Source organism: Collinsella sp. TM05-38 (genome assembly GCF_003466445.1).
In the GTDB taxonomy this organism is placed as follows: Bacteria; Actinomycetota; Coriobacteriia; order Coriobacteriales; family Coriobacteriaceae; genus Collinsella.
In genome coordinates this window covers 142,609-165,390 of record NZ_QSPM01000007.1, presented here as the reverse complement: position 1 = coordinate 165,390, position 22,782 = coordinate 142,609, and the positions used below count along the sequence as shown (strand labels likewise).

The 22,782-nt window shown below is 61.9% G+C and carries 24 protein-coding genes and 2 tRNA genes; all 26 read left to right on the top strand.

Annotated elements, in window-relative coordinates; translation table 11 throughout:
* Positions 1-203 precede the first annotated feature (203 nt).
* The 26 genes from DXD49_RS05915 to DXD49_RS05790 all read left to right on the top strand — a co-directional run bounded on the left by DXD49_RS05915 (position 204) and on the right by DXD49_RS05790 (position 22,745).
* Positions 204-276: transfer RNA gene (locus DXD49_RS05915), tRNA-Ala, on the top strand.
* Positions 277-351: 75 nt separating this feature from the next.
* Positions 352-2,385, top strand: a complete 2,034-nt coding sequence (locus tag DXD49_RS05910) for an ABC-F family ATP-binding cassette domain-containing protein (RefSeq protein ID WP_117735223.1) — start codon at positions 352-354, stop codon at positions 2,383-2,385.
* Complete coding sequence (locus tag DXD49_RS05905) at positions 2,372-2,668, top strand: hypothetical protein (protein WP_164473297.1); 297 nt, start codon at positions 2,372-2,374, stop codon at positions 2,666-2,668. Before DXD49_RS05910 ends, DXD49_RS05905 begins: the two co-directional genes overlap by 14 nt.
* Positions 2,669-2,677: 9 nt before the next feature.
* Positions 2,678-3,361 (top strand): site-2 protease family protein, encoded by a 684-nt coding sequence (locus DXD49_RS05900; RefSeq protein WP_117794468.1) that lies wholly within the window; start codon positions 2,678-2,680, stop codon positions 3,359-3,361.
* A gap of 84 nt (positions 3,362-3,445) precedes the next feature.
* The gene (locus DXD49_RS05895; protein WP_117654752.1) at positions 3,446-4,258 is read left to right on the top strand and encodes a ScpA family protein; all 813 of its coding nucleotides are present in this window, start codon (positions 3,446-3,448) and stop codon (positions 4,256-4,258) included.
* A gap of 11 nt (positions 4,259-4,269) precedes the next feature.
* Positions 4,270-4,998, top strand: coding sequence for an SMC-Scp complex subunit ScpB (gene scpB, locus DXD49_RS05890; protein WP_117794467.1), 729 nt, complete (start codon positions 4,270-4,272; stop codon positions 4,996-4,998).
* Positions 4,985-5,959 (top strand): pseudouridine synthase, encoded by a 975-nt coding sequence (locus DXD49_RS05885; protein WP_117794466.1) that lies wholly within the window; start codon positions 4,985-4,987, stop codon positions 5,957-5,959. The genes scpB and DXD49_RS05885 overlap by 14 nt, the downstream gene beginning before the upstream one ends.
* A 66-nt stretch (positions 5,960-6,025) precedes the next feature.
* Complete coding sequence (gene cmk, locus DXD49_RS05880; protein ID WP_117794465.1) at positions 6,026-6,712, top strand: (d)CMP kinase; 687 nt, start codon at positions 6,026-6,028, stop codon at positions 6,710-6,712.
* A 3-nt stretch (positions 6,713-6,715) separates the two neighbouring features.
* The gene (locus tag DXD49_RS05875; protein ID WP_117794464.1) at positions 6,716-7,444 is read left to right on the top strand and encodes a lysophospholipid acyltransferase family protein; all 729 of its coding nucleotides are present in this window, start codon (positions 6,716-6,718) and stop codon (positions 7,442-7,444) included.
* 2 nt (positions 7,445-7,446) lie between these two features.
* Entirely contained in the window at positions 7,447-8,346 is a 900-nt protein-coding gene (locus tag DXD49_RS05870) for a 4-hydroxy-3-methylbut-2-enyl diphosphate reductase (protein WP_117794463.1), read from the top strand.
* 2 nt (positions 8,347-8,348) lie between these two features.
* Positions 8,349-9,791: a DUF512 domain-containing protein gene (locus tag DXD49_RS05865; protein ID WP_117794462.1), complete on the top strand. Its 1,443-nt coding sequence runs from the start codon at positions 8,349-8,351 to the stop codon at positions 9,789-9,791.
* A 10-nt stretch (positions 9,792-9,801) separates the two neighbouring features.
* Positions 9,802-11,136 (top strand): ribosome biogenesis GTPase Der, encoded by a 1,335-nt coding sequence (der, locus tag DXD49_RS05860; protein WP_099431760.1) that lies wholly within the window; start codon positions 9,802-9,804, stop codon positions 11,134-11,136.
* Positions 11,129-11,812: a glycerol-3-phosphate 1-O-acyltransferase PlsY gene (plsY, locus tag DXD49_RS05855; RefSeq protein WP_117794461.1), complete on the top strand. Its 684-nt coding sequence runs from the start codon at positions 11,129-11,131 to the stop codon at positions 11,810-11,812. Before der ends, plsY begins: the two co-directional genes overlap by 8 nt.
* Before the next feature lie 9 nt (positions 11,813-11,821).
* Positions 11,822-12,829 (top strand): NAD(P)H-dependent glycerol-3-phosphate dehydrogenase, encoded by a 1,008-nt coding sequence (locus DXD49_RS05850; RefSeq protein ID WP_117794460.1) that lies wholly within the window; start codon positions 11,822-11,824, stop codon positions 12,827-12,829.
* Between the two features lie 18 nt (positions 12,830-12,847).
* Positions 12,848-13,519: a ribulose-phosphate 3-epimerase gene (gene rpe / locus DXD49_RS05845; protein WP_117794459.1), complete on the top strand. Its 672-nt coding sequence runs from the start codon at positions 12,848-12,850 to the stop codon at positions 13,517-13,519.
* A 6-nt stretch (positions 13,520-13,525) separates the two neighbouring features.
* Positions 13,526-14,704 (top strand): cysteine desulfurase family protein, encoded by a 1,179-nt coding sequence (locus DXD49_RS05840; protein WP_117794458.1) that lies wholly within the window; start codon positions 13,526-13,528, stop codon positions 14,702-14,704.
* Complete coding sequence (locus tag DXD49_RS05835) at positions 14,701-15,510, top strand: Nif3-like dinuclear metal center hexameric protein (RefSeq protein WP_117794457.1); 810 nt, start codon at positions 14,701-14,703, stop codon at positions 15,508-15,510. Before DXD49_RS05840 ends, DXD49_RS05835 begins: the two co-directional genes overlap by 4 nt.
* Positions 15,507-16,226 carry a zinc ribbon domain-containing protein gene (locus DXD49_RS05830; protein ID WP_117794456.1) on the top strand — a complete coding sequence of 240 codons (720 nt, stop codon included), beginning with the start codon at positions 15,507-15,509 and terminating at the stop codon, positions 16,224-16,226. Before DXD49_RS05835 ends, DXD49_RS05830 begins: the two co-directional genes overlap by 4 nt.
* Positions 16,227-16,228: 2 nt before the next feature.
* The gene (gene coaBC / locus DXD49_RS05825) at positions 16,229-17,443 is read left to right on the top strand and encodes a bifunctional phosphopantothenoylcysteine decarboxylase/phosphopantothenate--cysteine ligase CoaBC (protein ID WP_233541753.1); all 1,215 of its coding nucleotides are present in this window, start codon (positions 16,229-16,231) and stop codon (positions 17,441-17,443) included.
* 80 nt (positions 17,444-17,523) lie between these two features.
* Positions 17,524-17,600 (top strand) — tRNA-Pro (locus DXD49_RS05820).
* Between the two features lie 294 nt (positions 17,601-17,894).
* A complete protein-coding gene (locus DXD49_RS05815) occupies positions 17,895-18,599 on the top strand; it encodes a CDP-alcohol phosphatidyltransferase family protein (RefSeq protein ID WP_117735207.1) in 705 nt (234 codons plus the stop codon).
* Positions 18,600-18,665: 66 nt separating this feature from the next.
* Positions 18,666-19,100 (top strand): FHA domain-containing protein, encoded by a 435-nt coding sequence (locus DXD49_RS05810; protein ID WP_006236002.1) that lies wholly within the window; start codon positions 18,666-18,668, stop codon positions 19,098-19,100.
* A 3-nt stretch (positions 19,101-19,103) separates the two neighbouring features.
* Positions 19,104-19,982: a MerR family transcriptional regulator gene (locus DXD49_RS05805; RefSeq protein ID WP_117794455.1), complete on the top strand. Its 879-nt coding sequence runs from the start codon at positions 19,104-19,106 to the stop codon at positions 19,980-19,982.
* A gap of 40 nt (positions 19,983-20,022) precedes the next feature.
* The gene (locus DXD49_RS05800; RefSeq protein ID WP_117794454.1) at positions 20,023-20,553 is read left to right on the top strand and encodes an adenine phosphoribosyltransferase; all 531 of its coding nucleotides are present in this window, start codon (positions 20,023-20,025) and stop codon (positions 20,551-20,553) included.
* A gap of 32 nt (positions 20,554-20,585) precedes the next feature.
* Positions 20,586-21,713 carry an NlpC/P60 family protein gene (locus DXD49_RS05795; protein WP_117794453.1) on the top strand — a complete coding sequence of 376 codons (1,128 nt, stop codon included), beginning with the start codon at positions 20,586-20,588 and terminating at the stop codon, positions 21,711-21,713.
* A 165-nt stretch (positions 21,714-21,878) separates the two neighbouring features.
* Positions 21,879-22,745 carry a DegV family protein gene (locus DXD49_RS05790; RefSeq protein ID WP_117794452.1) on the top strand — a complete coding sequence of 289 codons (867 nt, stop codon included), beginning with the start codon at positions 21,879-21,881 and terminating at the stop codon, positions 22,743-22,745.
* Positions 22,746-22,782: the final 37 nt, after the last annotated feature.

Below are 22,782 nucleotides of genomic sequence, written 5' to 3'. Positions count from 1 at the left end.
GTGGGGGGGGGGGGGGTCCCGGGGGCGGCCGGAGTGGAGCCTGATAGGCGGGCGGCGGCAGCGCTGCCCGCCCGCATCGGCCCCGCGGGCGCTGGCCTCCGCCATCGCGACCCCGCGGGGCTCCGGCGCCCGCGCCCCCGGAAAGTTTTTCCAAAAATGTCCTTGCATCGTGGTCCGAGTTCCCGTATAGTACTTCTTCGCACGGGGGCGTAGCTCAGCTGGGAGAGCGCTTGACTGGCAGTCAAGAGGTCAGGGGTTCGATCCCCCTCGTCTCCACCCGAGCATTGAATGAGGCTCCAACGCAAGTTGGGGCCTTTTTTCATATAGGCACACAAGGTCAAAGGCGGCACCATGATCCTCCTGGTCGACAAGATCGAAAAAAGCTTCGGCGCGCGCGTCCTCTTTAGCGGCGCGTCCTTCCAGATCAACCCCGGCGAGCGCTTCGCGCTCGTGGGCCCCAACGGCGCCGGCAAAACCACCATGCTCAAAATCATCATGGGCATCGACAGCCCCGACGCAGGCCAGGTCCAGTATGCCAAGGACTGCCAGGTGGGATACCTAGAGCAGGAAACCAACCTAGAGCAAAAGGACACCACCATCCTTGCCGAGGTCATGGCCGCTGCCAAGGAAATCCGCCGCATGGGCGAGCGCGCCAACGAGCTGCAGGCCCAGATCACCGAGCTCTCCGAACAGGGGAAGGACGTCGACGCGCTCCTCAACGAGTACGGCCAGGTCCAGGACCGCTTTGAGCACCTGGGCGGCTACGAGCTCGAGAGCAACGCCCGTAAAATCCTGTCCGGCCTGGGTTTCAAGGTTACCGACTTTGAGCGCCCTTGCTCCGAGTTCTCTGGCGGCTGGCAGATGCGCATTGCGCTCGCCAAGCTCTTCCTGCGCCACCCAGACCTGCTGCTCCTGGACGAGCCCACCAACCACTTGGACCTCGAAAGCGTCCAGTGGCTGCGCGGCTTTATCGCCAACTACGACGGCGCCGTGCTCATCATCAGCCACGACCGTGCCTTTATGGACGCCTGCGTCGACCACGTCGCCGCTCTCGAAAACCGTCGCGTGACCACCTACACCGGCAACTACAGCAGCTACCTCAAGCAGCGCGAGGACAACCTGGAGCAGATGCGCGCCAAGCGTGCCGCCCAGGAGCGCGACATCGCCCACATGCAGGTCTTCGTCGACAAGTTCCGCTACAAGCCCACCAAGGCAGCCCAGGCTCAGGAGCGCATCCGAAAGATCGAGCAGATCAAAAAGGAGCTCGTCATCCTGCCCGAGGGCCACAAGCACATCGACTTTAAGTTCCCCGATCCGCCGCGCTCCGGCGACATGGTCGTGGGCCTGGAGGGCGTCTCCAAGTCCTACGGCAAAAAGCACATCTACAGCGACATCGACCTCAAGCTCTACCGCGGCGAGCATGTGGCGCTCGTCGGCCCCAACGGCGCCGGCAAGTCTACCCTCATGAAGATCCTCGCCGGTCTGGAGCCGCCAACTACCGGCACGCGTGATCTGGGCACCAACGTGGGCGTGGCCTACTACGCCCAGCACGCACTCGAGGGCATGACCGAGTCCAATACCGTCCTGCAAGAGATCGACACCGTCACGCCCAAATGGACCGTGCCGCAGCAGCGCAGCCTGCTGGGCGCCTTCCTGTTTAGCGACAACGATTCCATCGAGAAGCAGGTCCGCGTCCTCTCCGGCGGCGAAAAGGCGCGTCTGGCACTGGCCAAGATGCTTGTGGCCCCCGAGGCACTTCTGTGCCTGGACGAGCCCACCAACCACCTGGACATCGACTCGGTGGACATGCTCGAGAACGCCCTGCAGAACTTCCCCGGCACCATCGTGCTGATCAGCCACGACGAGCACCTGGTACGCGCTGTGGCCAACCGCATCATTGACATCCGCGATGGCAAGGTCACGGTCTACGACGGCGACTACGACTACTACCTCTACAAGCGCGAGGACCTCGCGGCCCGCGCCGCCGCCGAGGCGGCAGGGGAGGGTGCATCGGCCGCGACCAAGTCCGCTAAGGTCACCGCGGCCCAGCCCGACGCCCCCGCCACCGCTTCCAAGCCTGCCGAAGGCAAAAAGACCAAGGAGCAAAAGCGCGCCGAGGCCCAGGCCCGCGCTGCGCTCAACAAAAAGCTCAAGGGCGTGCGCAACCAGCTCAAGAAGATCGAGGCGGAGCTCGACAAAAAGCGCGCCCGCTATGACGAGCTTATGGAATTGATGGCAAGCGAAGAGCTTTATGCAGATCAGGTCAAGTTCAATGCCGCGCTAGGAGAATATAACGGCCTTAAGCAAGAGCTACCCAAGCTCGAGGACGAATGGCTGGAGCTTTCCACCCAGATCGAAGAGGAGACCGCGCGTGAACTCTCGTAAGGCCGCTGCCGTGGCGATGAGCATCATCGCCATCGCCTGTCGCATCTGCGGCATCTTTATGAGCGCGATGACCGTGCTGCTGTGCTTTAGCGGCCTCACCGCCAAGCTGCAGATCGTAGGCTTTGTCGTTGAGCTTTCACGCGCGCTGCCGAGCGCCATCGCCGGCTACGGCGTCATCACGTCGCCCTTTGGCGGCGTCTTCCGCCTGGATTACGCCATCGTCGCTGTCATCCTGTTTGTGGCCGACTACCTGCTCACGCGCGCCTCGCGCCGCGTCCGCTAGGGGAGCGATATGTCCAGCAGCTACCTCATGAACCTGCTTGCCAGCGCCGTCGCCGTCATCGTCGGCATCGTGATCCACGAGAGCGCGCACGCCGCCGCGGCCTGGGCACTCGGCGACAAGACGGCGCGTTCGCGCGGTCGCGTGTCGCTCAACCCGCTCAACCATATCGACCCGTTTGGCACCATCATCTTGCCGCTGCTCATGCTTGCCGCCGGCGGCCCGGTGTTCGCCTTCGCCAAGCCCGTGCCCGTCTATCTCAACAACCTCAAGTACCCCAAGCGCGACGAGGTCCTGGTGAGCGTGGCCGGCCCTGCGTCGAACATCGCCCTCGCGTGCCTCGCGGCCGCCCTCATGCACGCAACGTACGGCAACCTCTACACCAGCATGTCCTTTGCCGTGGCATCACAGATCATGAACTTCGGCGCCACGTTCATCGTAGTCAACCTGTCACTCGCGTTCTTCAACCTCATCCCGATTCCGCCGCTCGACGGATCGTCGATTATCGTGCCGTTCCTCAAGGGCAAGGCACTCGCCAACTACTATCGTCTGCAGCAATACGCCATGCCTATCCTCATCATTGTGCTGTACCTGCTGCCCATGTGGACCGGCATCGACGTGATCGGCCGCTATTTCGACGTTACCGTGTATCCGCTGGCCGAGTGGCTGCTCAACTTCGCAATCGCCGGCATCTAAGGTAAACTTACAGGTCGACCGTGCAAAACGGTCGTAACATGCACCCAAACCGCGCCGCGAAGGCGCCGTCAAAGGAGGTCGAAGATGTCGTATCGCGTGTCGACGCAGGTCTACAGCGGACCGTTCGACCTGCTGCTGCAGCTGGTAACCCGCCAAAAAGTAGATATCGGCGCTATCTCCATCAGCGAGGTGGCCGAGCAGTACCTTGCCGAGGCTGAGCGCATCGAGGCGCTGGACCTGGACGTGGCGAGCGACTTTCTGCTGGTCGCGGCAACCCTTCTGGACATCAAGGCCGCCTCTCTGGTCCCGCAGGAGGCCCCGCGTAAAATTGATGACGACGATGGCGAGTTCGACGAAGACCTCGAGGAACTCAGCGCGCTCGACGGCGACGCCCTGCGCGAGGTCCTGATTCAGCGTCTGATTGCCTACAAGCAGTTTAAGGGTGCGGCTGCGGCCCTCGGTGCCCGCATGCAGGCCGAAAGCCGCATGCACCCGCGTGTGGCCGGCCCCGACCCCGAGTTTTTGGGCCTTATGCCCGACTACCTGGCCGGCATCACCCTGCGCGGCCTCGCCGTCATCTGTGCCGACCTGGACGGCAAGCGCCAGACCTTCCTGCTGGAGGCCGAGCACGTGGCGCCGCATCGCGTGCCGCTCGATCTGACCGTAGCCTCGGTCGACCGCTTTACCATGGCGCACCAAACTTGCACCTTCCGCGAGCTGTTGGACGGCGACGCCACCACCGAGCAGCTCGTCGTCACTTTCCTGGCCATGCTCGAGCTCGCCAAGCGCGGCTCGCTTACGCTGAGTCAGGACGAAATCTTTGGGACCATTCAAATCAACCGCGTCGAGGGCGCTGAGGCCTATGTGCCCGGCGAGGGCCCCGAGCTCACCGAATAGGAGCCGCAACCATGTCAACCCTTTCCACGCTAGAGGCAAACAGCCTCAAAGGCGCCCTCGAGGCGCTTCTGTTGGTGTCGAGCGACCCGGTGAGCGCGCCCGCGCTGGCAGGCGCGCTGGACATCGCCCCCGGCGAGTGCGTGTCGCTGTTGGCCGAGCTCAAGGTAGAGTATGAGGAGGCCAACCGCGGCTTTCAGCTGCGCGAGGTCGCCGGCGGTTGGCGCCTGTTTACGCACCCCGCCTACCACGACGTAGTCGAGGCCTATGTGTTGAGCTGGGACACGCAAAAGCTGTCGCAAGCAGCGCTCGAAACCCTGGCCGTCATCGCATACCACCAGCCTGTGACGCGCGAGGTGGTCAAGGGCATCCGCGGCGTCAATTCCGACGGCGTCATCGCGTCGCTCGTCGACAAGGGCCTGGTGCGTGAGCTCGGCCGCGACCCCCAGCGCGGTCAGGCCATCATCTACGGCACGACCAACGCCTTCTTGGAAAAGTTCGGTCTGCGCTCCACCCGCGACCTGCCCGACCTTGAGCAGTTTGCCCCCGACGAGCAGTCGCGTCAGTTTATCCGCGAGCGCCTGAGCGGCCGCAGCATTCAGTCCACGCTCGAGGAGCAGGCCGATGACCTGGACGAAGAGCGCGAACTGCTCGATACCGATGTTGAAGATGTTGAGGCAGTCGAGGACTTGGAGACCCTGGTCGTCGACGAGACCTCGGAGGATTTGCATGACGAGAACTAACGAAGTAGGGGAGACGCGCGCCGGCGCTGCGGTGCCCAACGCGGATACGCACGAGTCCGACGCCCAGCCCGTCTATCCGCACACCATGCGCCTGCAGCGCTTTTTGGCGCGTGCGGGCGTGGCGAGCCGCCGCGGCTCGGAGGACCTGATGACCGCCGGCCGCGTGACCGTCAACGGCCAGGTCGCGACCGAACTAGGTACCAAGGTCGATGTCGACCGCGATCACATCGAGGTCGACGGCATGCCCGTCAAGCTCAACCAGGGCGCCGTGTACCTGATGCTCTACAAGCCGACCGGCTACCTCACCACCATGAGCGACCCGCAGGAGCGTCCCTGTGTGGCGGACCTGGTCCCCCGCGACCGCTTTCCGGGGCTCTTCCCGGTGGGCCGCCTGGACCGCGACACCACGGGCCTTTTGCTCTTTACCACCGACGGCGACCTGTCGCAGGACTTGTTGCACCCCAGCAAGCACGTCTACAAGACCTACCAGGCACTCGTGGACGGGCAGCTGACCGACCGCGATCTCACGCCGCTGCGTCGCGGCATAGAGCTCGACGACGGCCTGTGCCAGCCGGCAATCTGCCGCGTCATCACCGCACGCGAGGCCGAGGCCGTGGCGCCACAGGGCGTCAAGCCCGGCACCACCGCCGTGGAGGTCATCATTCGCGAGGGTCGCAAAAACCAGGTTAAGCGCATGCTGAGCAAGATTCACCATCCGGTAATCCGTCTGCATCGCTGCAACTTTGCCGGCCTTGAGCTCGAGGGCGTGGCCAAGGGCTCGTGGCGCGAGCTCACCGACCGCGAGGTGCAGATCCTCAAAGGCGGCGGCATCCCGCCCAAGCATGCCAGCGCCATGCGCGGCAGCAAGCCCCAAGACACGCCCGCCAGCCGCACGCGTCACCACGGCAGCCACGGCTCCGCACCCAAGCGCAACACCTACCGCGAGCGCTACGCGGGCTAGGCAACCCGCCGCGCCCCAACGCCCGCGAACCATACCAGCACGTCACCCATCGAAAGGAAGCATTGCATGATCGTCGCCATCGACGGCCCCGCCGGTTCCGGCAAGTCCACCATCGCCAAGGAGATCGCCCGTCAGCTGGGCTTTAACAAGCTCGACACGGGCGCCATGTATCGCGCCGTCACCTTCGCCGCGCTCGATCGCGGCGTCGATCTGGACGACGAGGCGGCAATCGAAGCCCTCGCCGAGCAGATCGAGATCCGCTTTACCAACGGCACCGGAGAGGACACGCGCCTAACCATTGACGGCCAGGACGCTTCGGCCGCCATCCGTACCCCACAGGTCGACGCCAACGTGTCCAAGGTCTCGGCCTATCCGGGCGTGCGCGCCGCCATGCTCATCCATCAGCGCCGTGCCGCCGAGGACCGCGATATCGTGGCCGAGGGTCGCGACATCGGCACCGTCGTGTTCCCCAACGCCCAGGTCAAGATCTTCCTGACTGCCGACCCGCGTGAGCGCGCCCGCCGCCGCGTGCTGCAGCGTCACCAAAACGACGCCCAGCCGCTCACGTCCGAGCAGCTCGAGGCCGAGGTCGACGAGACCCTCGACGCCCTTAAGCAGCGCGACAAGCTTGACAGCAGCCGCGAGGTCGCCCCGCTCGTGCCCGCCGAGGACGCCGTGCACGTCGACTCCACCGCCCACACCATCGACGAGGTCGTGACCATTATCGAGGACCTCATCAACCAAAGGAGGTAGCCCATGCGCCTGTTTAAGCAGACGCCCGAGGATTACTACAACGCCCCCTACGCCGAGTTCCCGGTGCTCATCCGCGGCACCGTCGTCGTGGTCATGGCCATTCTTTGGGCCTTCTCCAAGCTCATGTGGCGTTGGAAGGTCGAGGATGCCGACCTGCTGTTTGAGCGCCAGGACGACCGCGGCAGCGTGGTCATCTGCAACCACACCTCGATGGCCGAGCTCTTGGCCGTGGAGACGGCGCTGTTCTTTGGGGGCCGCCGCATTCGTCCCATCTTTAAATCCGAGTTCGCCAAGAGCAAGATTGTGCGCTGGGCCTTTAGCCGCGTTGGCGGCATCCCCGTGGAGCGTGGTACTGCCGATATGAAGTGCCTGCGCTCCGCCCAGCATGCGCTGCAGCGCGGCGAGGACGTCCTGATCTTCCCCGAGGGCACGCGCATCCGCTCGCGCGAGATCAAGCCCGAGGTCCACGGCGGTTTTGCGCTCATCGCTCAGATGGGCAAGGCGCCCGTCAACCCGCTCGCCATCTGTGGCTGGTCCGACATCACGCCCAAAGGCAAAAAGCTCATGCGTCCCAAAAAGTGCTGGATCCGCGCCGGCAAGGCCGTCTCGCTTTCCGACGCGCCGGCCGGGCTTAAACGCACGGAGCGCTTGGCCTGGTTTGAATCCGAAGCCATGAACCGTGTCTATAAGATGCGCGACGAGCTGTGCGCTGAGCATCCGGGCAGGTTCTAGCCATGAGCGACAACGTGACAAACACTGCCGCGACTACGTCCGACCAGGACAACGCGCCCACTATCGAGATCGCAGCCCACGCCGGCACTTGCTACGGCGTACAGCGTGCGCTCGATATGGCGCTAGCCGCCGCGCCGCAGGCAGGGGAGAGCACTCAGGTCCATACCTTGGGTCCGCTCATCCATAACCCCATCGTGGTACGCGAGCTCGCCGAGGCGGGCGTCGGTCTGGCCGACACCTTGGACGACGCCACATCGGGCACCGTGATCATCCGCGCCCACGGCGTGGTGCCGCAGGTGATCGATGCTGCTCGCGATCGTGGCCTTAACGTCGTCGACGCCACCTGCCCCTACGTGAAGAAGGTCCATGTGGCAGCCGAGCGCCTGGTACGCGAGGGCTACCGCGTGGTAGTCGTGGGCGAGCCGGGCCACCCCGAGGTCGAGGGCATTCTGGGCCACGCCGGCAATGATGCGCAGGTCGTGAGCTGTGCCGCCGACGCCGATGCCCTGTCGCTCAAGGGCAAGGTAGGCCTCGTCGTACAGACCACCCAGACCGCGCAGAACCTCGCCGAGGTCGTGGCCGCTATCACGCCGCGCGTGCAGGAACTGCGTGTGATCAACACCATCTGCGCCGCCACGAGTGAGCGTCAACAGGCAGCGGCCACACTTGCCAACCGCTGCGACTGCATGGTCGTGGTGGGCGGCAAGAACTCGGGCAACACCCGCCGCCTGGCGCAGATTTGCGCAGACGCCTGCGAGCGCACGTATCACATCGAGGAAGCTTCCGAGCTCCAGGCCGCGTGGTTTACCGACGCTCGCCACATCGGCATCACCGCCGGAGCCTCCACCCCGCAAGAACACATCGAACGCGCCGTCACGCGCATCAAGGAGCTTTGCCGCTAACCATGGACCAGACCGTACCCGCATACGCCGCCGAGGTGGCCGATTACGGGCGCAGCCGCGACCCCGAGCCGGGTGAGGGCGCGCTCGTAAAGAACGTACGTCCCGAATCGCCCGCGTGGGATGTGGGTATCGAGCCGGGCATGCGCGTGCTCACGGTCAACGGCGAGCAGCTCACCGACATGATCGTGTGGCTCTGGGAGGCCGACGACGACACCGTCGAGCTGGAGGTATTCGATCCACGCGACGGCACCGTCACCCCCGTCGAGCTCGACCGCTTTCCCGGCGAGGACTGGGGCCTGGAGTTCGATGGCCCCATCTTTGATGGCATGCGTACCTGCGTCAACGCCTGCGTGTTTTGCTTTATGACCATGCTGCCCAAGGGTGGCCGCTCCACGCTCTACATCCGCGATGACGACTATCGTCTGAGCTTTTTGCAGGGCAACTTTGTCACGCTCACGAACCTCTCCGACGAAGATGTTCAAAACGTCATCCAACGCAACATGAGCCCCATGAACGTGTCGGTCCATGCCGTGAGCCCAGATATCCGCCGCCGCATGATGGGCCGAAACGCCCAACGCGGCATGGACGTGCTCGAGGCCATCATGGCCGCCGGCATCGAAATCCACGCGCAGATCGTGCTGTGCCCCGGCATGAATGACGGCGAGGAGCTGCAGAAGACCCTGCGCTTTTGCGAGGAGCACGAGCAAATCACCAGCCTGGGCATTGTGCCCCTTGGATTTACCAAACACCAGAATCGCTTTAGCTGGTCCTACAGCGACAAGCCCGAGCTGGCGCGCGAGACCATCGACATGATCCGGCCCTTCCAGGAACGTGCCTTCGAGCGCTTTGGCCGCCACACCTTCCAGATGAGCGACGAGTTCTATCTGGACGCCGGCATCGAGCCGCCCGAGGCCGATTTCTACGACGGCTACCCGCAGTATTACGACGGCATCGGCATGATCCGCTCGTATCTGGACGAGACCGACGACGTGATGGCTACCGATGCCGAGCGACTGGCCCGCGTCCGCGCTGGCATCGCCGCCCGCAGCCAGCACCTGCTGTGCCTCTCGGGCGCCAGCGCACGCGACACGTTGGCCCGCTTTGTGGAGTCGCCCCAGGGACTCGCCGGCACTGTCACGGCTATCAAGAACCGCTACTTTGGCGGCAACGTGGACGTGACCGGGCTTATTGTCGCCTGCGACATCTTGGAGCAGCTGCCACAGGGCCTCTCGGGGGTTATGCTCTTTGTGCCTAAGCTCATGTTCAACGCCGACGGTATGACCCTTGACGAGTATCATCGTGACGACTTACTCGCAAGCCTTACCGGTCGCGGCGCCGAGGTTCATGTGGTATCGACCATGCCGCATGAGCTGCTCGATACCCTGGAGCACATTCTTGGCATTGTGCCTGCCGACTCTACTAATTCCGCTGACCCTACCCATTAAAGGAGAGCAGATGAAACCTATCGTCGCCGTCGTCGGACGCCCCAACGTGGGCAAGTCCACGCTCGTTAACCGCCTGGCCCAGACTTCGGACGCCATTGTCCACGAGTCCCGCGGCGTCACGCGCGACCGCTCATACCACACGGCCGATTGGAACGGCCGCGAGTTCACTATCGTCGACACGGGCGGTATCGAGCCGCTCAAGAGCGACGATGTCTTTGCAACGTCCATCCGCGACCAGGCGCTCGCCGCCGCCGAGGAAGCCGCCGTCATCCTGTTTGTGGTCGACGGCCGCACCGGTGTCACCGAGGAGGACGAGTCGGTCGCCCGCATGCTCAAGCGCTGCGACAAGCCGGTCTTTCTGCTGGTGAACAAGCTCGACAACCCCGATCGCGAGAACGACAGCATCTGGGAGTTCTATTCGCTCGGCATCGGCGAGCCCACGCCGCTTTCGGCCCTGCATGGCCATGGCACGGGCGACCTGCTCGACGATATCGTGGCCCTGCTTCCGGAAGAAGAGGACGAGGTCGCCGACGAGTTCCCCGATGCGCTGAACGTGGCCATCATCGGCCGCCCCAACGCCGGTAAGTCCTCGCTGTTCAACCGCATCCTGGGTGCCGACCGCTCCATCGTCTCGAACATCGCCGGCACCACGCGCGACGCCATCGACACGGTCGTCGAGCGCAACGGCAAGCACTACCGCATGGTCGACACTGCGGGCATCCGCAAAAAGAGCACCGTCTACGAGAACATCGAGTACTACTCCATGGTTCGCGGCCTACGCGCCATCGACCGCGCCGACGTGGCGCTGCTCGTCGTCGACGCCTCCGTGGGCGTCACCGAGCAGGACCAGAAGGTCATGGGCTTGGCCATCGAGCGCGGTTGCGCCATCGTGGTGCTGCTCAACAAGTGGGACCTACTCGACGACGACCGCAAGCGCGAGGCCTGCATGGAGACCGTCGACCGCCGTCTGGGCGTCATGGCTCCCTGGGCCCAGTACCTGCGCATCTCTGCCCTGACCGGCCGCAGCGTGGAGAAGATCTGGGCAATGGTCGACGCAGCCGAAAAGACGCGCTCGCAGAAGATCAGCACCTCGCGCCTCAACACGTTCCTCACCGACCTGCGCGAGTTCGGCCATACCGTGGTGGACGGCAAGCGCCGCCTGCGCATGCACTACGTGACCCAGACGGGCGTCAACCCGCCGACGTTCACGTTTTTCGTTAACCACAGCGACCTGGTCAACGACACCTACCAGCGCTACGTGGAGAACCGCATGCGCTCGACCTTCGACTTTGCCGGCACGCCCATTCGACTCTTCTTTAGGAAGAAGGAGCAAAAGGATGCTTAATCCGATTCTGCTGACCGCCATCTGCGCCGTGGTCTCGTTCTTTATCGGAGCGATTCCGTTTGGCCTGATCCTGGGCCGCGTGTTCAACCACACGGACATCCGTAAGGCGGGCTCCGGCAACATCGGCACCACCAACGCCCTGCGCGTGGCCGGTCCCAAGGTGGCCGCGTTCACCCTGCTGCTCGACTGCCTTAAGGGCGCCATCTGCGTCCTTATCGCGCGTCCGCTCATCGCGAGCGTGGGCTATGGCTTTCCGCCGAACATTATGGCGCCCGGTGCCCCTGGCGACTGGATGCTCGGCGTCATTTGCCTGGCAGCCGTGTGGGGCCATATCTTCTCGCCCTACCTCAACTTCCATGGCGGCAAGGGTATCGCAGTTGGTCTGGGCGTCATCCTCGCCTGGTACTGGCCTATTGGCCTGTCGCTGCTAGGCATGTTTATCGTGGCCGTCGCCATCACCAAGTATGTGTCGGTGGGCTCGCTCGCCGCTGCCATCGGACTTCCCATCGCTGCCTGCGCGGTCTTTCCGTACAGCAGCCTGGGCCTCAAGTTTTGCATGGCGATGATCGGCATCACCGTAGTGTGGGCCCATCGCTCGAATATCCAAAAGCTCATGGCCGGTAAGGAGTCCAAGCTCTCGTTTACCAAGCGCGTCACCGAGCCCGACGATAAGTAGGAGAGAGTCATGAATGTTGCGCTGATTGGCTCCGGCTCCTGGGGAACCGCCGTCGCCGGCCTTGCTGCCGCGCGAGCCGAGCGCGTGACCATGTGGGCCCACAGCGAGCAGACGGCCGCCGGCATCAATGGCGAGCACCGCAACCCCCGGTATCTGGTGGGCTACGAGCTGCCCAAAAACGTTGTCGCCACGACGGAGCTGGCGCAGGCGCTCGACGGCGCCGAGGCCATCATCTTTGCCGTACCTTCGACGCACCTTCGCAGCGTGTGCCACCAGGCCGCGCCCTTTATCGCCGCCGATACCCCGGTGCTCTGCCTCACCAAGGGCATTGAGCCCGAGTCCGGCCTGCTCATGAGCGAGGTCATCGCCAGCGAGATCGGCAACGAGGCGCGTGTCGCGGCGCTTTCGGGCCCCAACCATGCTGAGGAAATCTGCCGCGGCGGGCTTTCGGCCGCCGTCATCGCCAGCGAGGACCAGCAGGTGGGGGAGACCTTTAAGAACCTGCTCCTGTCCACTGCCTTCCGTATCTATCTGTCGCAAGACATGACCGGTGTCGAGGTCTGCGGCGCTATGAAAAACGTCATCGCCATCGTGTGCGGCATCTCCGCCGGCACCGGTGCAGGCGACAACACGCTCGCCCTTATCATGACGCGCGGCCTGGCCGAGATCAGCCGTCTAGTGCACGCCCGCGGCGGTCAAGCTATGACCTGCATGGGACTCGCTGGTATGGGTGACCTCATTGCCACCTGCACCTCGGAGCATTCGCGCAACCGCACCTTTGGCTACGAGTTTGCCCACGGCGTGTCACTCGACGAGTATCAGGAGCGCACGCATATGGTGGTTGAGGGCGCCGTCGCGGCCCGCAGCGTCAGCGAACTTGCCCGTTCACTGGGCGTAGACATTCCGCTTACCTTTGCCGTGGAGCAAACGCTCTACAACGGTGTTACCTTGGATAGGGCGCTCGAAATTCTTACCGATCGCGTCCCCTCTCAAGAGTTCTACGGACTCACCGACTAGCGCAGAAAGGCTTCTACCATGGGTTCCATCAAAATCGCTCCATCCGTCCTCTCGGCCGACATGGCCAACCTGAAGGGCGAACTCGACAAGATTGCCGGCGCCGACTACGTGCACTTTGACGTTATGGACGGTCACTTTACCGGTAACCTTACCTTTGGCGTTGACATCCTCAAAGCCGTCAAGCGCTCCACCGATGTACCGGTAGACGCGCACCTCATGGTGTCGAACCCCGACGAGACGGTCGATTGGTACGCCGACGCCGGTGCCGACATGATCACCGTGCACTACGAGGCCTCCGCGCACCTGCACCGCACGCTCACGTACCTGCAGCAGCGCGGCGTCAAGGCCGGCGTGGTGCTCAACCCCGCCACGCCCGTCTGCGTACTCGAGAGCATCATCGACGTCGTCGACATGGTGCTGCTGATGAGCGTGAACCCTGGCTTTGGCGGCCAGAGCTTTATCCCGGGCACTCTGCCTAAGCTGCATGAGCTTACGGCCATGTGTGAGCGCCACGGCGTGTCGCCCCTCATCGAGGTCGACGGCGGTATTTCTTCCAAGAACATCGCCGAGGTCGTCAAGGCCGGTGCCAACGTGCTCGTGGCCGGTTCCGCCGTATTTAAGTCCGAAGATCCCGCTGCCGAGGTTGCGCTGCTGCAGAAGCTGGGCAACAAGGCCGCACAGGAGGCATAATCCCTTATGACCGCAGGTCAAAACCGCATACCCGTGAATCTTGACTATGCCGCCTCGACGCCCATGCGCGCCGAGGCGCGCCTTGCGCAGCGCGAATATGACGACAGCGAGCTTGCCGGCGTCAACCCCAACTCGCTGCACTCGCTCGGCCGCAAGGCCGCCGCACGCCTGGAAGCCGCCCGTCGCGAGATCGCCCGCAGCTTTGGTGCACGCGTTCGCCCGTCCGAGATCATCCTGACCAACGGCGGCACCGAAGCCAACCAGTTGGCACTGCTCGGTCTTGCCGAAGGCGCCCGTCAGCGCGACCGTAAGCGTAACCGCGTGATCGTATCTGCCGTCGAGCACGATTCGATTCTGGACAACCTGCCGCTGCTGCGCGCCGCCGGCTTTTCCGTCGACCTGGTGCAGCCCTGCCGTGCGGGCTACATTGAGCCCGCCGCGCTTGTCGAACTGCTAGGCGACGACGTGGCGCTCGTGAGCGTTATGGTCGCCAACAACGAAACCGGCGTGGTGCAGCCCATCCGCGAGCTTGCCGCCGCCGCACATGCTGCCGGCGCCTTGTTTCATACCGATGCCATCCAGGGCTACTTACATATTCCGCTCGATGTCACCGAGCTGGGAGTTGACGCTATGACCGTTGCAGCGCACAAGATTGGCGGCCCCGTGGCATCCGGCGCGCTCTACCTTAAGAGCCGCACGCCGCTGCGCCCGCGCATCTTTGGCGGCGGACAGGAGGCCGGCCGTCGTGCCGGAACGCAGGACCTGCGCACGCAGCTGGCTTTTGCCGCTGCCGCTTCCGCGCTGTTGCCGAATGTTGCCCAGGAGCGCACAACGCTGCAGGCCTTATCCGATAAGCTCTACGCCACGCTTACGACCCATCCTCGCATTCACGCCACGATGGGCGACTACACGCATGCCGATCGTCTGCCCGGCATGGTATCGATCTACGTCGACGGCATGGACTCAGAGGAACTCATCGTCAAGCTCGATGCCGCCGGCTTTGAGGTTTCGGCCGGATCGGCTTGCTCGAGCGGCAGCATGGACCCGAGCCACGTGCTCAGCGCCATGGGCATTGGTCGCGAGCAGGCGCTGGGCGCACTGCGCATCTCCTTCGATGACCGCATGAACCCGGCTGACCTGGACGACTTTGCCCAAGCGCTGCTGTCGATTGTGGGTGCCGCATGATCGTCGCCGACCTTGAGCGCGCTCTGCTGACGCGCTATCCCAAGACGGACGCCGAGGGCTGGGATCATGTAGGGCTCTCCGTGGGCGACCCTGCCGCCGAGATTACCGGCGTGGCCTGCGCGCTCGATGCGACCGAAGCTAATGTTCGCCGCGCACAAGATGCCGGTGCCAACGTGCTGCTGACGCATCATCCTATCTACATCAAGGCGCCTGAGGCGTTTTGTCCGTCGGATTCCGCACTCCCCCAGTGCAGCGCGGCGCTCTATGAGGCGGCCTGTTGCGGCGTGAGCATCATATCGCTCCATACCAACCTGGACCGCTCGCACGAAGCACGCGTCTGCCTAAGTAAGCTGTTGGACGCCGCGCCCGCAAGCTCGCTGGAGCACGTGGACGACCCCGAAGCGACTGGCCTGGGCGCGCTTGCAACGCTCAACGACCCCTGCAGCCTGCGCGACCTTGCCACTCGTGCCGCCACGGTGTTTGGCAGCGACCCACGCGTGTGGGGCGAGGCCGATAGCCCGTGCCGAACCGTCGCCATTTTGGGCGGCTCCCTGGGCGATTTTGGTGAGCTTGCCATCGCCGCAGGCGCAGATGTTATTGTGACCGGAGAGGCCGGCTACCACGTGGCGCAAGACCTTGCCTTGCGCGGGCTGCCGGTGATCTTGCTCGGCCACGACCGCTCTGAGGAGCCGTTCGTTGATATATTGATGAACTCTACAGTTGACGCCGGGGTCGACCCCCGTCATGCGATTAAAATACTGAACCCTTGCCAATGGTGGACTGTGACAAAAGGAGAGAACTTATGAGCGCCGGCGCTACGCTACTCAAGCTGCAACAGATCGATTTGGAGCTCGCCCGCAACAAGAGCGAACTTTCCAATATGCCGGAGCTCAAGGAGCTCGCTTCCAAGCGCAAGACCTATGTGAAGCTCAAGGCCGAGATGACCAAGCTCTACGCCCAGCGCAAGGATCTGGACATTGAGCTCGACGATCTCAACACCACCGAGATTCAGACCAACAACGCCATCGAGGCCGCCAAGAAGCGTCACGTCGACGGCTCCGACTACCGCGAGGTTCAGGACCTGGAGAATGAGCTCGCCACCCTGGCCAAGCGTCTGGACAAGATCGAGCACACCCGCAAGGACGTCGTTGTCGCCCATAAGGAGGCGCTCGACCGCGAGGTCCGCGCGCAGGCGATCATCGCCAAGTTCGAGGAGGGCGTGAAGGCCGATACCAAGGCCGCCCGCGCCAAGGCTGCCGACCTGCAGGCTCAGATCGACGCCGCCACGAAGGAGCGCACCGCGCTTGCCGCTACGCTACCGGCCGACGTGCTCACCGACTACGAGCGCCTGCTCAAGCAGTTCCGCGGGCTGGCCGTCGAGACCATCCAGGGCAACATCCCCACGGTCTGCCACACCGCGCTGCAGGCATCGTCCATGAGCGACCTCAACCATGACGGTAGGTCAATTACGCACTGCCCATACTGCCACCGCCTCCTGGTACTCCCGAGCAAGGAAGCCTAGCGATGACATCGGTACCCAACAATTCAATGCAACTTGAGGGAAAAACGATCCTGCTGGGCATTACCGGCGGGATCGCCGCCTATAAGTCGTGCAATATCGTGCGTCTGCTGCAAAAGCGCGGCGCACGCGTCAAGGTCGTTATGAGCGAGCATGCCACGGAGTTCGTTGGGCCGCTCACCTTCCGCGCGCTCACCAATGAGCCGGTCGCGGTTGGACTATTCGACGACCCGTCTGACCCCATCCACCATATTTCGCTGGCGCAGGAGCCCGATCTGGTGGTCGTGGCGCCCGCGACGGCCAATATCATCGCCAAGATGGCCAACGGCATCGCCGACGACCTCATCTCCACCACGCTGTTGGCAACGCCGCGACCCGTCGTGATCGCGCCGGCCATGAACAACGGCATGTGGAAGGCACCGGCTACACAGGCCAATATGGCCACGCTGCGCGACCGCGGCGTGCACGTGGTGGGTCCGGGCAGCGGCTACCTCGCCTGCGGCGACGTAGACACGGGCCGCATGAGCGAGCCCGAGGACATCGTCGAGGCTGTCTGTGAGGTGCTCAACCCCGCGCCTCAGGATCTGGCAGGTAAGCGCATCGTGATTACCGCCGGCCCCACGCACGAGCCGATCGACCCCGTGCGCTTCATTGGCAACCGCTCTTCGGGCAAGATGGGTATCGCCCTGGCAGGGGAGGCTGCTCGCCGCGGTGCTGCGGTCACGCTCGTGTTGGGACCGACATCGCTCGATGTGCCCCACGGCGTGGAGTGCGTGCGCGTGCAGACCGCCGCAGAGATGCTCCAAGCTGCCCTGAACGCCTTCCAAACGGCCGATGCGGCAATTTGTGCGGCCGCTGTCGCCGACTACACCCCCGCGGCCCCTGCGGATCATAAACTCAAAAAGTCGAACGAACGCTTGGATCACATTGAACTGGTCGAGACAGTCGATATCTTGGCTGAGCTCTCGCGCCAGAAAGGCGAGCGCCGTGTAATCGGATTTGCAGCCGAGACCGATAATGTCGTGGAGTACGCGCAGCGCAAACTCGCGCGCAAGGACTGCGATGCCATTATCGCCAACGATGTTTCGCGCGCCGATTCGGGCTTTGGAACCGACACGAACAAGGCCTGGATTGTGAGCACGACGGGCGCGCAAGAACTTCCCGTGCTAACAAAACCCCAGCTCGCAGATACAATTTTGGACTTGCTTCAAAATTTGTAAAAAAGTTCTTGCACAAGTCTAAAGTTTCGGGTTAATATACTTCCTGTTGCGAGCGAGAGCAGTGCAACAAACATAAGCTTCGGGACGTGGCGCAGCTTGGTAGCGCACTTGACTGGGGGTCAAGGGGTCGCTGGTTCGAATCCAGTCGTCCCGACCAGAAGTTTGCAGGTCAGGCACCTAGTGCCTGACCTTTTTTATTGAGAATCAACAGCGTAAGCAACAAAGAATCAACGGCTTTCTTGATCGATACTTTCGCTCAACAAAAACTTGTACGTCACCCTCCAAAAATGACAATTTATGACATGTTTGGAGGCTGACGTACACAAAAACGGTACATTCACGTTGCGACAGCGCCTTCCTCATGTCTGGACTCTCTATGCTTACGCTGGATAGACATCGCCAGAACGGGTATAGTATCGAAAGTTTTGTCGTTAACCAGCGGGGGAGTCCTGTGGGCATCAAAAAGAAGATCAAAAAGGAGCTTATCGGCACTTCCGATTACCCGTCGAATAAGATCTTTACGATCTCCAATTTCATCACCTTTACGCGCCTGATCCTCACCCTGGTATTTCTGTACCTGTTTGTGACGGATAACAACCGCGTCATCGCCATCGTTATCTACGCCGTTGCCGCCTCTACCGACTGGATGGACGGGCAGATCGCCCGCATGACTAAGACGGTCTCGTGGCTCGGCAAGGTTATGGATCCCATTTGCGATCGCGCGCTGCTGTTCACCGGCGTACTTGGCCTGGTGGTCCGCGGAGAGCTGCCCATCTGGGTCTGCGTGCTCATTATAGGCCGCGACATCTATCTGGGCATCGGCACGCTTATCGTGCGTCATTATCACCGTCGCCCCATCGATGTCGTCTTTCCCGGAAAAATTGCCACTGCGCTGCTCATGACCGGCTTCTCGCTCATGCTGCTCGGGTTCCCCGTTGTTGACGGCCTGCGCCTTTTACCTTCAACCCTCACGGCCTTCCCGGGCCTCAACGGAAGCTCGGTGCCCCTCGGCATCTTCTTTGTGTATGGTGGTGTGATCTTCTCCATGCTCACCGCTGTCATCTACTCCATTAAGGGCAGTGTGGCCATTAAACAGGCTCTCGCGCATCCCGAGGACGAGGACATCGACTTTCTTAACCCCGAAATCGAAGACTGATTCGTTGGGGTATGATTACGTACGGTTCATTATTTGCGGCACGTCCGCGATAAGTTAGGGGTTGTCATGGACAACATGGTTAACAATATGCCTCAGAATGATAAGACTGCTGACGCTACCTGCGTATTCCGCGTGCCTTCAAGCGACGTCACCGTTCCCGACCTCATGGCCAACGTGCGCATCACCGCCCCCGTTCTGTCCATCGTCAAGGGTCCGCAGACTGGTGCCGCCTTTGAGCTCGAGGACGACGTGACCACCATCGGCCGCGATCCCGCGAATGGCATCTTCCTCAACGACATGACTGTCTCGCGCAGCCACGCACGCATTATTCGTGAGGGCCTGGGCGCCCGTATTGAGGATCTGGGCTCGCTCAACGGCACCTGGGTCGACGGTGCCATTGTCAACGCGGCTCCGCTGCACGACGGCTCTTCCGTTCAGATCGGTACGTTTACGCTCATCTACCACGAGAGCACGCCGGAGCGCATCGAAACCGGTGAGTAGGGCATGGCCGAACGCAACTATCTGAGTATCGGCCAAGTCGTCAACCTACTTCGAGGCGCATACCCCGATCTTTCGAACTCAAAAATTAGATTTCTAGAAGATGAGGGGCTCATTACCCCTCATCGTACGCCTAAGGGATACCGTCAGTACTCCAAGGAGGACGTTGACCGCCTGGAGGTCATCCTGCACCTGCAGAAGACCCGCTATATGCCGCTCAACGTGATTAAGCAGCGCTTGGAAAACGCCACGGACCTGTCAACGCTCGCCTACGAGGTGGGCTTGCTGTCCGATGTTCCGCTTAAGACGGAGCCCAAGGAGACCAAACAAAAGCTGCATCCCATCGAGACCATTCCCGATATGCTGGGCGTCGAGATCTCGTTTATCCGCTCGCTCGCCGAGAACGACCTCATTCGCATCATCAAAAGTCCGCAGAACCGTGAGCTCGTCGATGGTCGCGATTTTCCGATCATCCGCTACTGCTCCGAGCTGTCACGCTTCCATATCGAGCCGCGCAACCTGCGTCAGTACGTGTCTTCCGCCAACCGCGAATCCTCGATGTTTGAGCAAGTGCTCGTAAGCATGCTCGGCATGGATACCTCCGACGACGAGCGCGACGCCAAGCTCGAGCGTGCGTTTAAGAAGCTTCACGACCTGACGGAAGGCGTGCACACTGCGTTGCTCAAGAACCGCGTTTTTGAGTCGCTCAACGCCGTGGTCGAGGACGCCGACATCGATGCGCTCGATGAGGAGATCGCGCGTTCCGAATCCACCAAGGCCAAAAACGAAGAAGCTGCCGCGCCGGCTTCACACGAGGATTCTCTCGTAAAGCCGCTCAAGGTCGTCGCCCCCTCGCAATCCAACACTGTCACCGCGGGCAAATAACAGCTACCGCTTATCCGGCAACCCATTGAAAGGTCATGCAATGTACGACTTCGAATCTCAAATCGTCGACATCCCCGACTATCCCGAGCCCGGAGTCATCTTTAAAGACATCACGCCGCTCTTTGGCAATCCCGAGGCGCTCAATGCCATGACCGATGCGCTCGCCGAGCACTTTGCCGGCATGGGAATCACCAAGGTCGTGGGTCCCGAGGCTCGCGGCTTTATGGTTGGCGTACCGGTGGCTGTAGCCCTTGGCGCCGGCTTTGTTCCCGCACGTAAACCGGGCAAGCTGCCGCGCGAGACCGTGAGCCAAAGCTATGAGCTCGAATACGGAACGGATTCCATTGAGATCCATGCCGACGCTATCAGCTCTAAAGATACCGTGTTGATTCTGGATGACTTGGTCGCGACGGGCGGAACCGTCGAGGCAACAGGTAAACTGGTGCGAGATATGGGCGCAAAGCTTGTCGGTTACGGTTGTATCCTTGAGCTTGCGTTTCTCAACCCGCGCGAGAAGCTCACGCCGTCTGATAGCGATGTGGAGCTCTTTAGCCTGGTGACGGTGGACTAGCCGTTACCCTTAGTTACTGGAAAGGAAGCTACATGCGCACAGCAAACACGCACAAAAACATGGCACGCTGCGCTGCTACGGCAACCCTCGCTTGTGTTTTGGGCTTGGGCCTCGCGGCTCCTGCCTACGCCGATACCGCATCCGACCTTGCCGCTGCTCGTACGAAGCTCGAGCAGATCGGTACCCAAACTCAGCAGATTTACGATGAGCTCGCCACGCAGACGCAGGCGCTCGACCAGACTGCTGGCGAGATCACACAAAAGCAGCAGGAGATCGCCGATGGTCAGGCCAAGCTCTCGACCTATGTCGCCGGCGAGTACAAAACCGGCGGTCTGAGCCTGCTTCAGGTTCTGACCGGCGTCGATGACCTGAGCGATATGCTCAACCGTCTGTTCTACTACGGCAAAGTTTCCGACAAGCAGGCTCAGACCATTCAAGAGGTCAAGGAGCTTAAGCAGCAGCTCACCGATAAGCAGGCCGAGCAGGAGAAGAACGTCGCCACCACGCAAAAGAAGGTCGACGAGCTTAACGCCCAGCAGGCTGAAGCCCAAAACGTCGTAAACTCTCTGGATTCTCAGCTGCAGGCTGAGCTTGCCGCCGAGGCCGAGGCCAACGCCGCGCTGCAGGCCGGCATCAACGCCAGTACCGCCGAGAAGGCCACGGTGAGCAACGAGACTGCCGGTACGACCGAGAACACCAACAAGGGTGGCGGTACGACCAACGACGGCGGCGGCAACACGCCCGCGCCCGCGCCCGCGCCCGCTCCCACTCCGCAGCCCCCGACGCCCGCTCCGGCTCCGGCTCCGACGCCTTCCGTTCCGAGCCAGTCCGTCGATGGCGGTTCTGTTGTCTCGCGTGCATACAGTAAGCTTGGTTGTGCTTATTCCTGGGGCGGAATTGGCCCGAACAGCTTCGACTGCTCTGGTTTTGTTAGCTACTGCCTCACTGGTCGCTATTGTCGCCTGGGCACCACGGGCACCTTTATGGGCTGGACGCGTGTGTCCGATCCGCAGCCCGGTGACGTTGTGGTCAACTCGTACCACACCGGCATTTACATCGGTGGCGGTCAGATGATTCATGCTTCCGACTACAACACGGGTGTTATCATCAGCTCCGTTGCCGCCGGCATGAACAACAACTATATCTTCGTGCGTTACTAAGTCATCTTACACAGCGTGTGAATGTGGACCTCGTGGCTTAAAGTCGCGAGGTCTATACTTTTGTCTCTAATCTTGTACGGCTATCTAGTATTCAAAACTAGATAGCCGTACATTCGGTTTGCAAGATGGCTATAATTGTTGAGGAGCAATTAGAAAGGACCCTCTATGAGCTGGGCACTTATCTCAGATTCAAGCTGCAACCTCCGCGATTGGCAACCGACCGCACCCCATACCACCTTTGCATTTGCGCCCCTCAAAATTCGAGTGGGGGAGCGTGAATTCGTCGATGATCTTTCGCTCGACGTTCATGAGCTCAATTGCGCTGTTCAGGCGGAGACGAACGCCTCTTCGAGCGCTTGTCCCAGCGTAGGGGAGTGGGCCGAGCTCTTCAAATTGGCAGACAATACCATCTGCATGCCGATCTCTGAGGGCGTGTCGGGCAGCTACAACGCCGCCGCAACGGCTCGCGATATGGTTCTTGCCGAGGAACCGGACCGCAATATTCATCTTGTCAATTCACGCGCAGCTGGCGGCAAAATGGACCTGATCTTCCTGCTGTTCGACCGTTATCTCGCAAGCAATCCGGATGTCTCATTCGAGGATGCTTGTGCATACTTCGATAGTCTTGAGCAGAACAGCAAAATCCTCTTCAGCTTGTGCAATTACGAAAACCTCGCCAAAGCCGGACGTATCCCTAAGGCAGCCGGCGTCATTGCCAACAAGCTCAATATTCGCATTTTGGGTACGGCGAGTGAGGCCGGTAAAATCGAACTCGTCGGACACACGCGTGGCGAAAAGAAGATGTTCAACAAGATCATCGACACTATGGAAGCCGAGGGTTTTACGGGCGGCGAGGTCGTCATCGACCATGTCGAGAATGAGGCAGGCGCCCAGGCACTTGGCAGCCGCATTGTAGAGCGCTGGCCAGGCTCCAAGACTGTCATCATGCCCTGTAACGGGCTAGATTCATACTATGCCGAAATGCATGGGCTCATTATCGGCTACGGCATGGGCATAGCTTCGGGCAAGTAAAGTCCAACCAAACAAAATTACGGGCGGGACAAAGTGA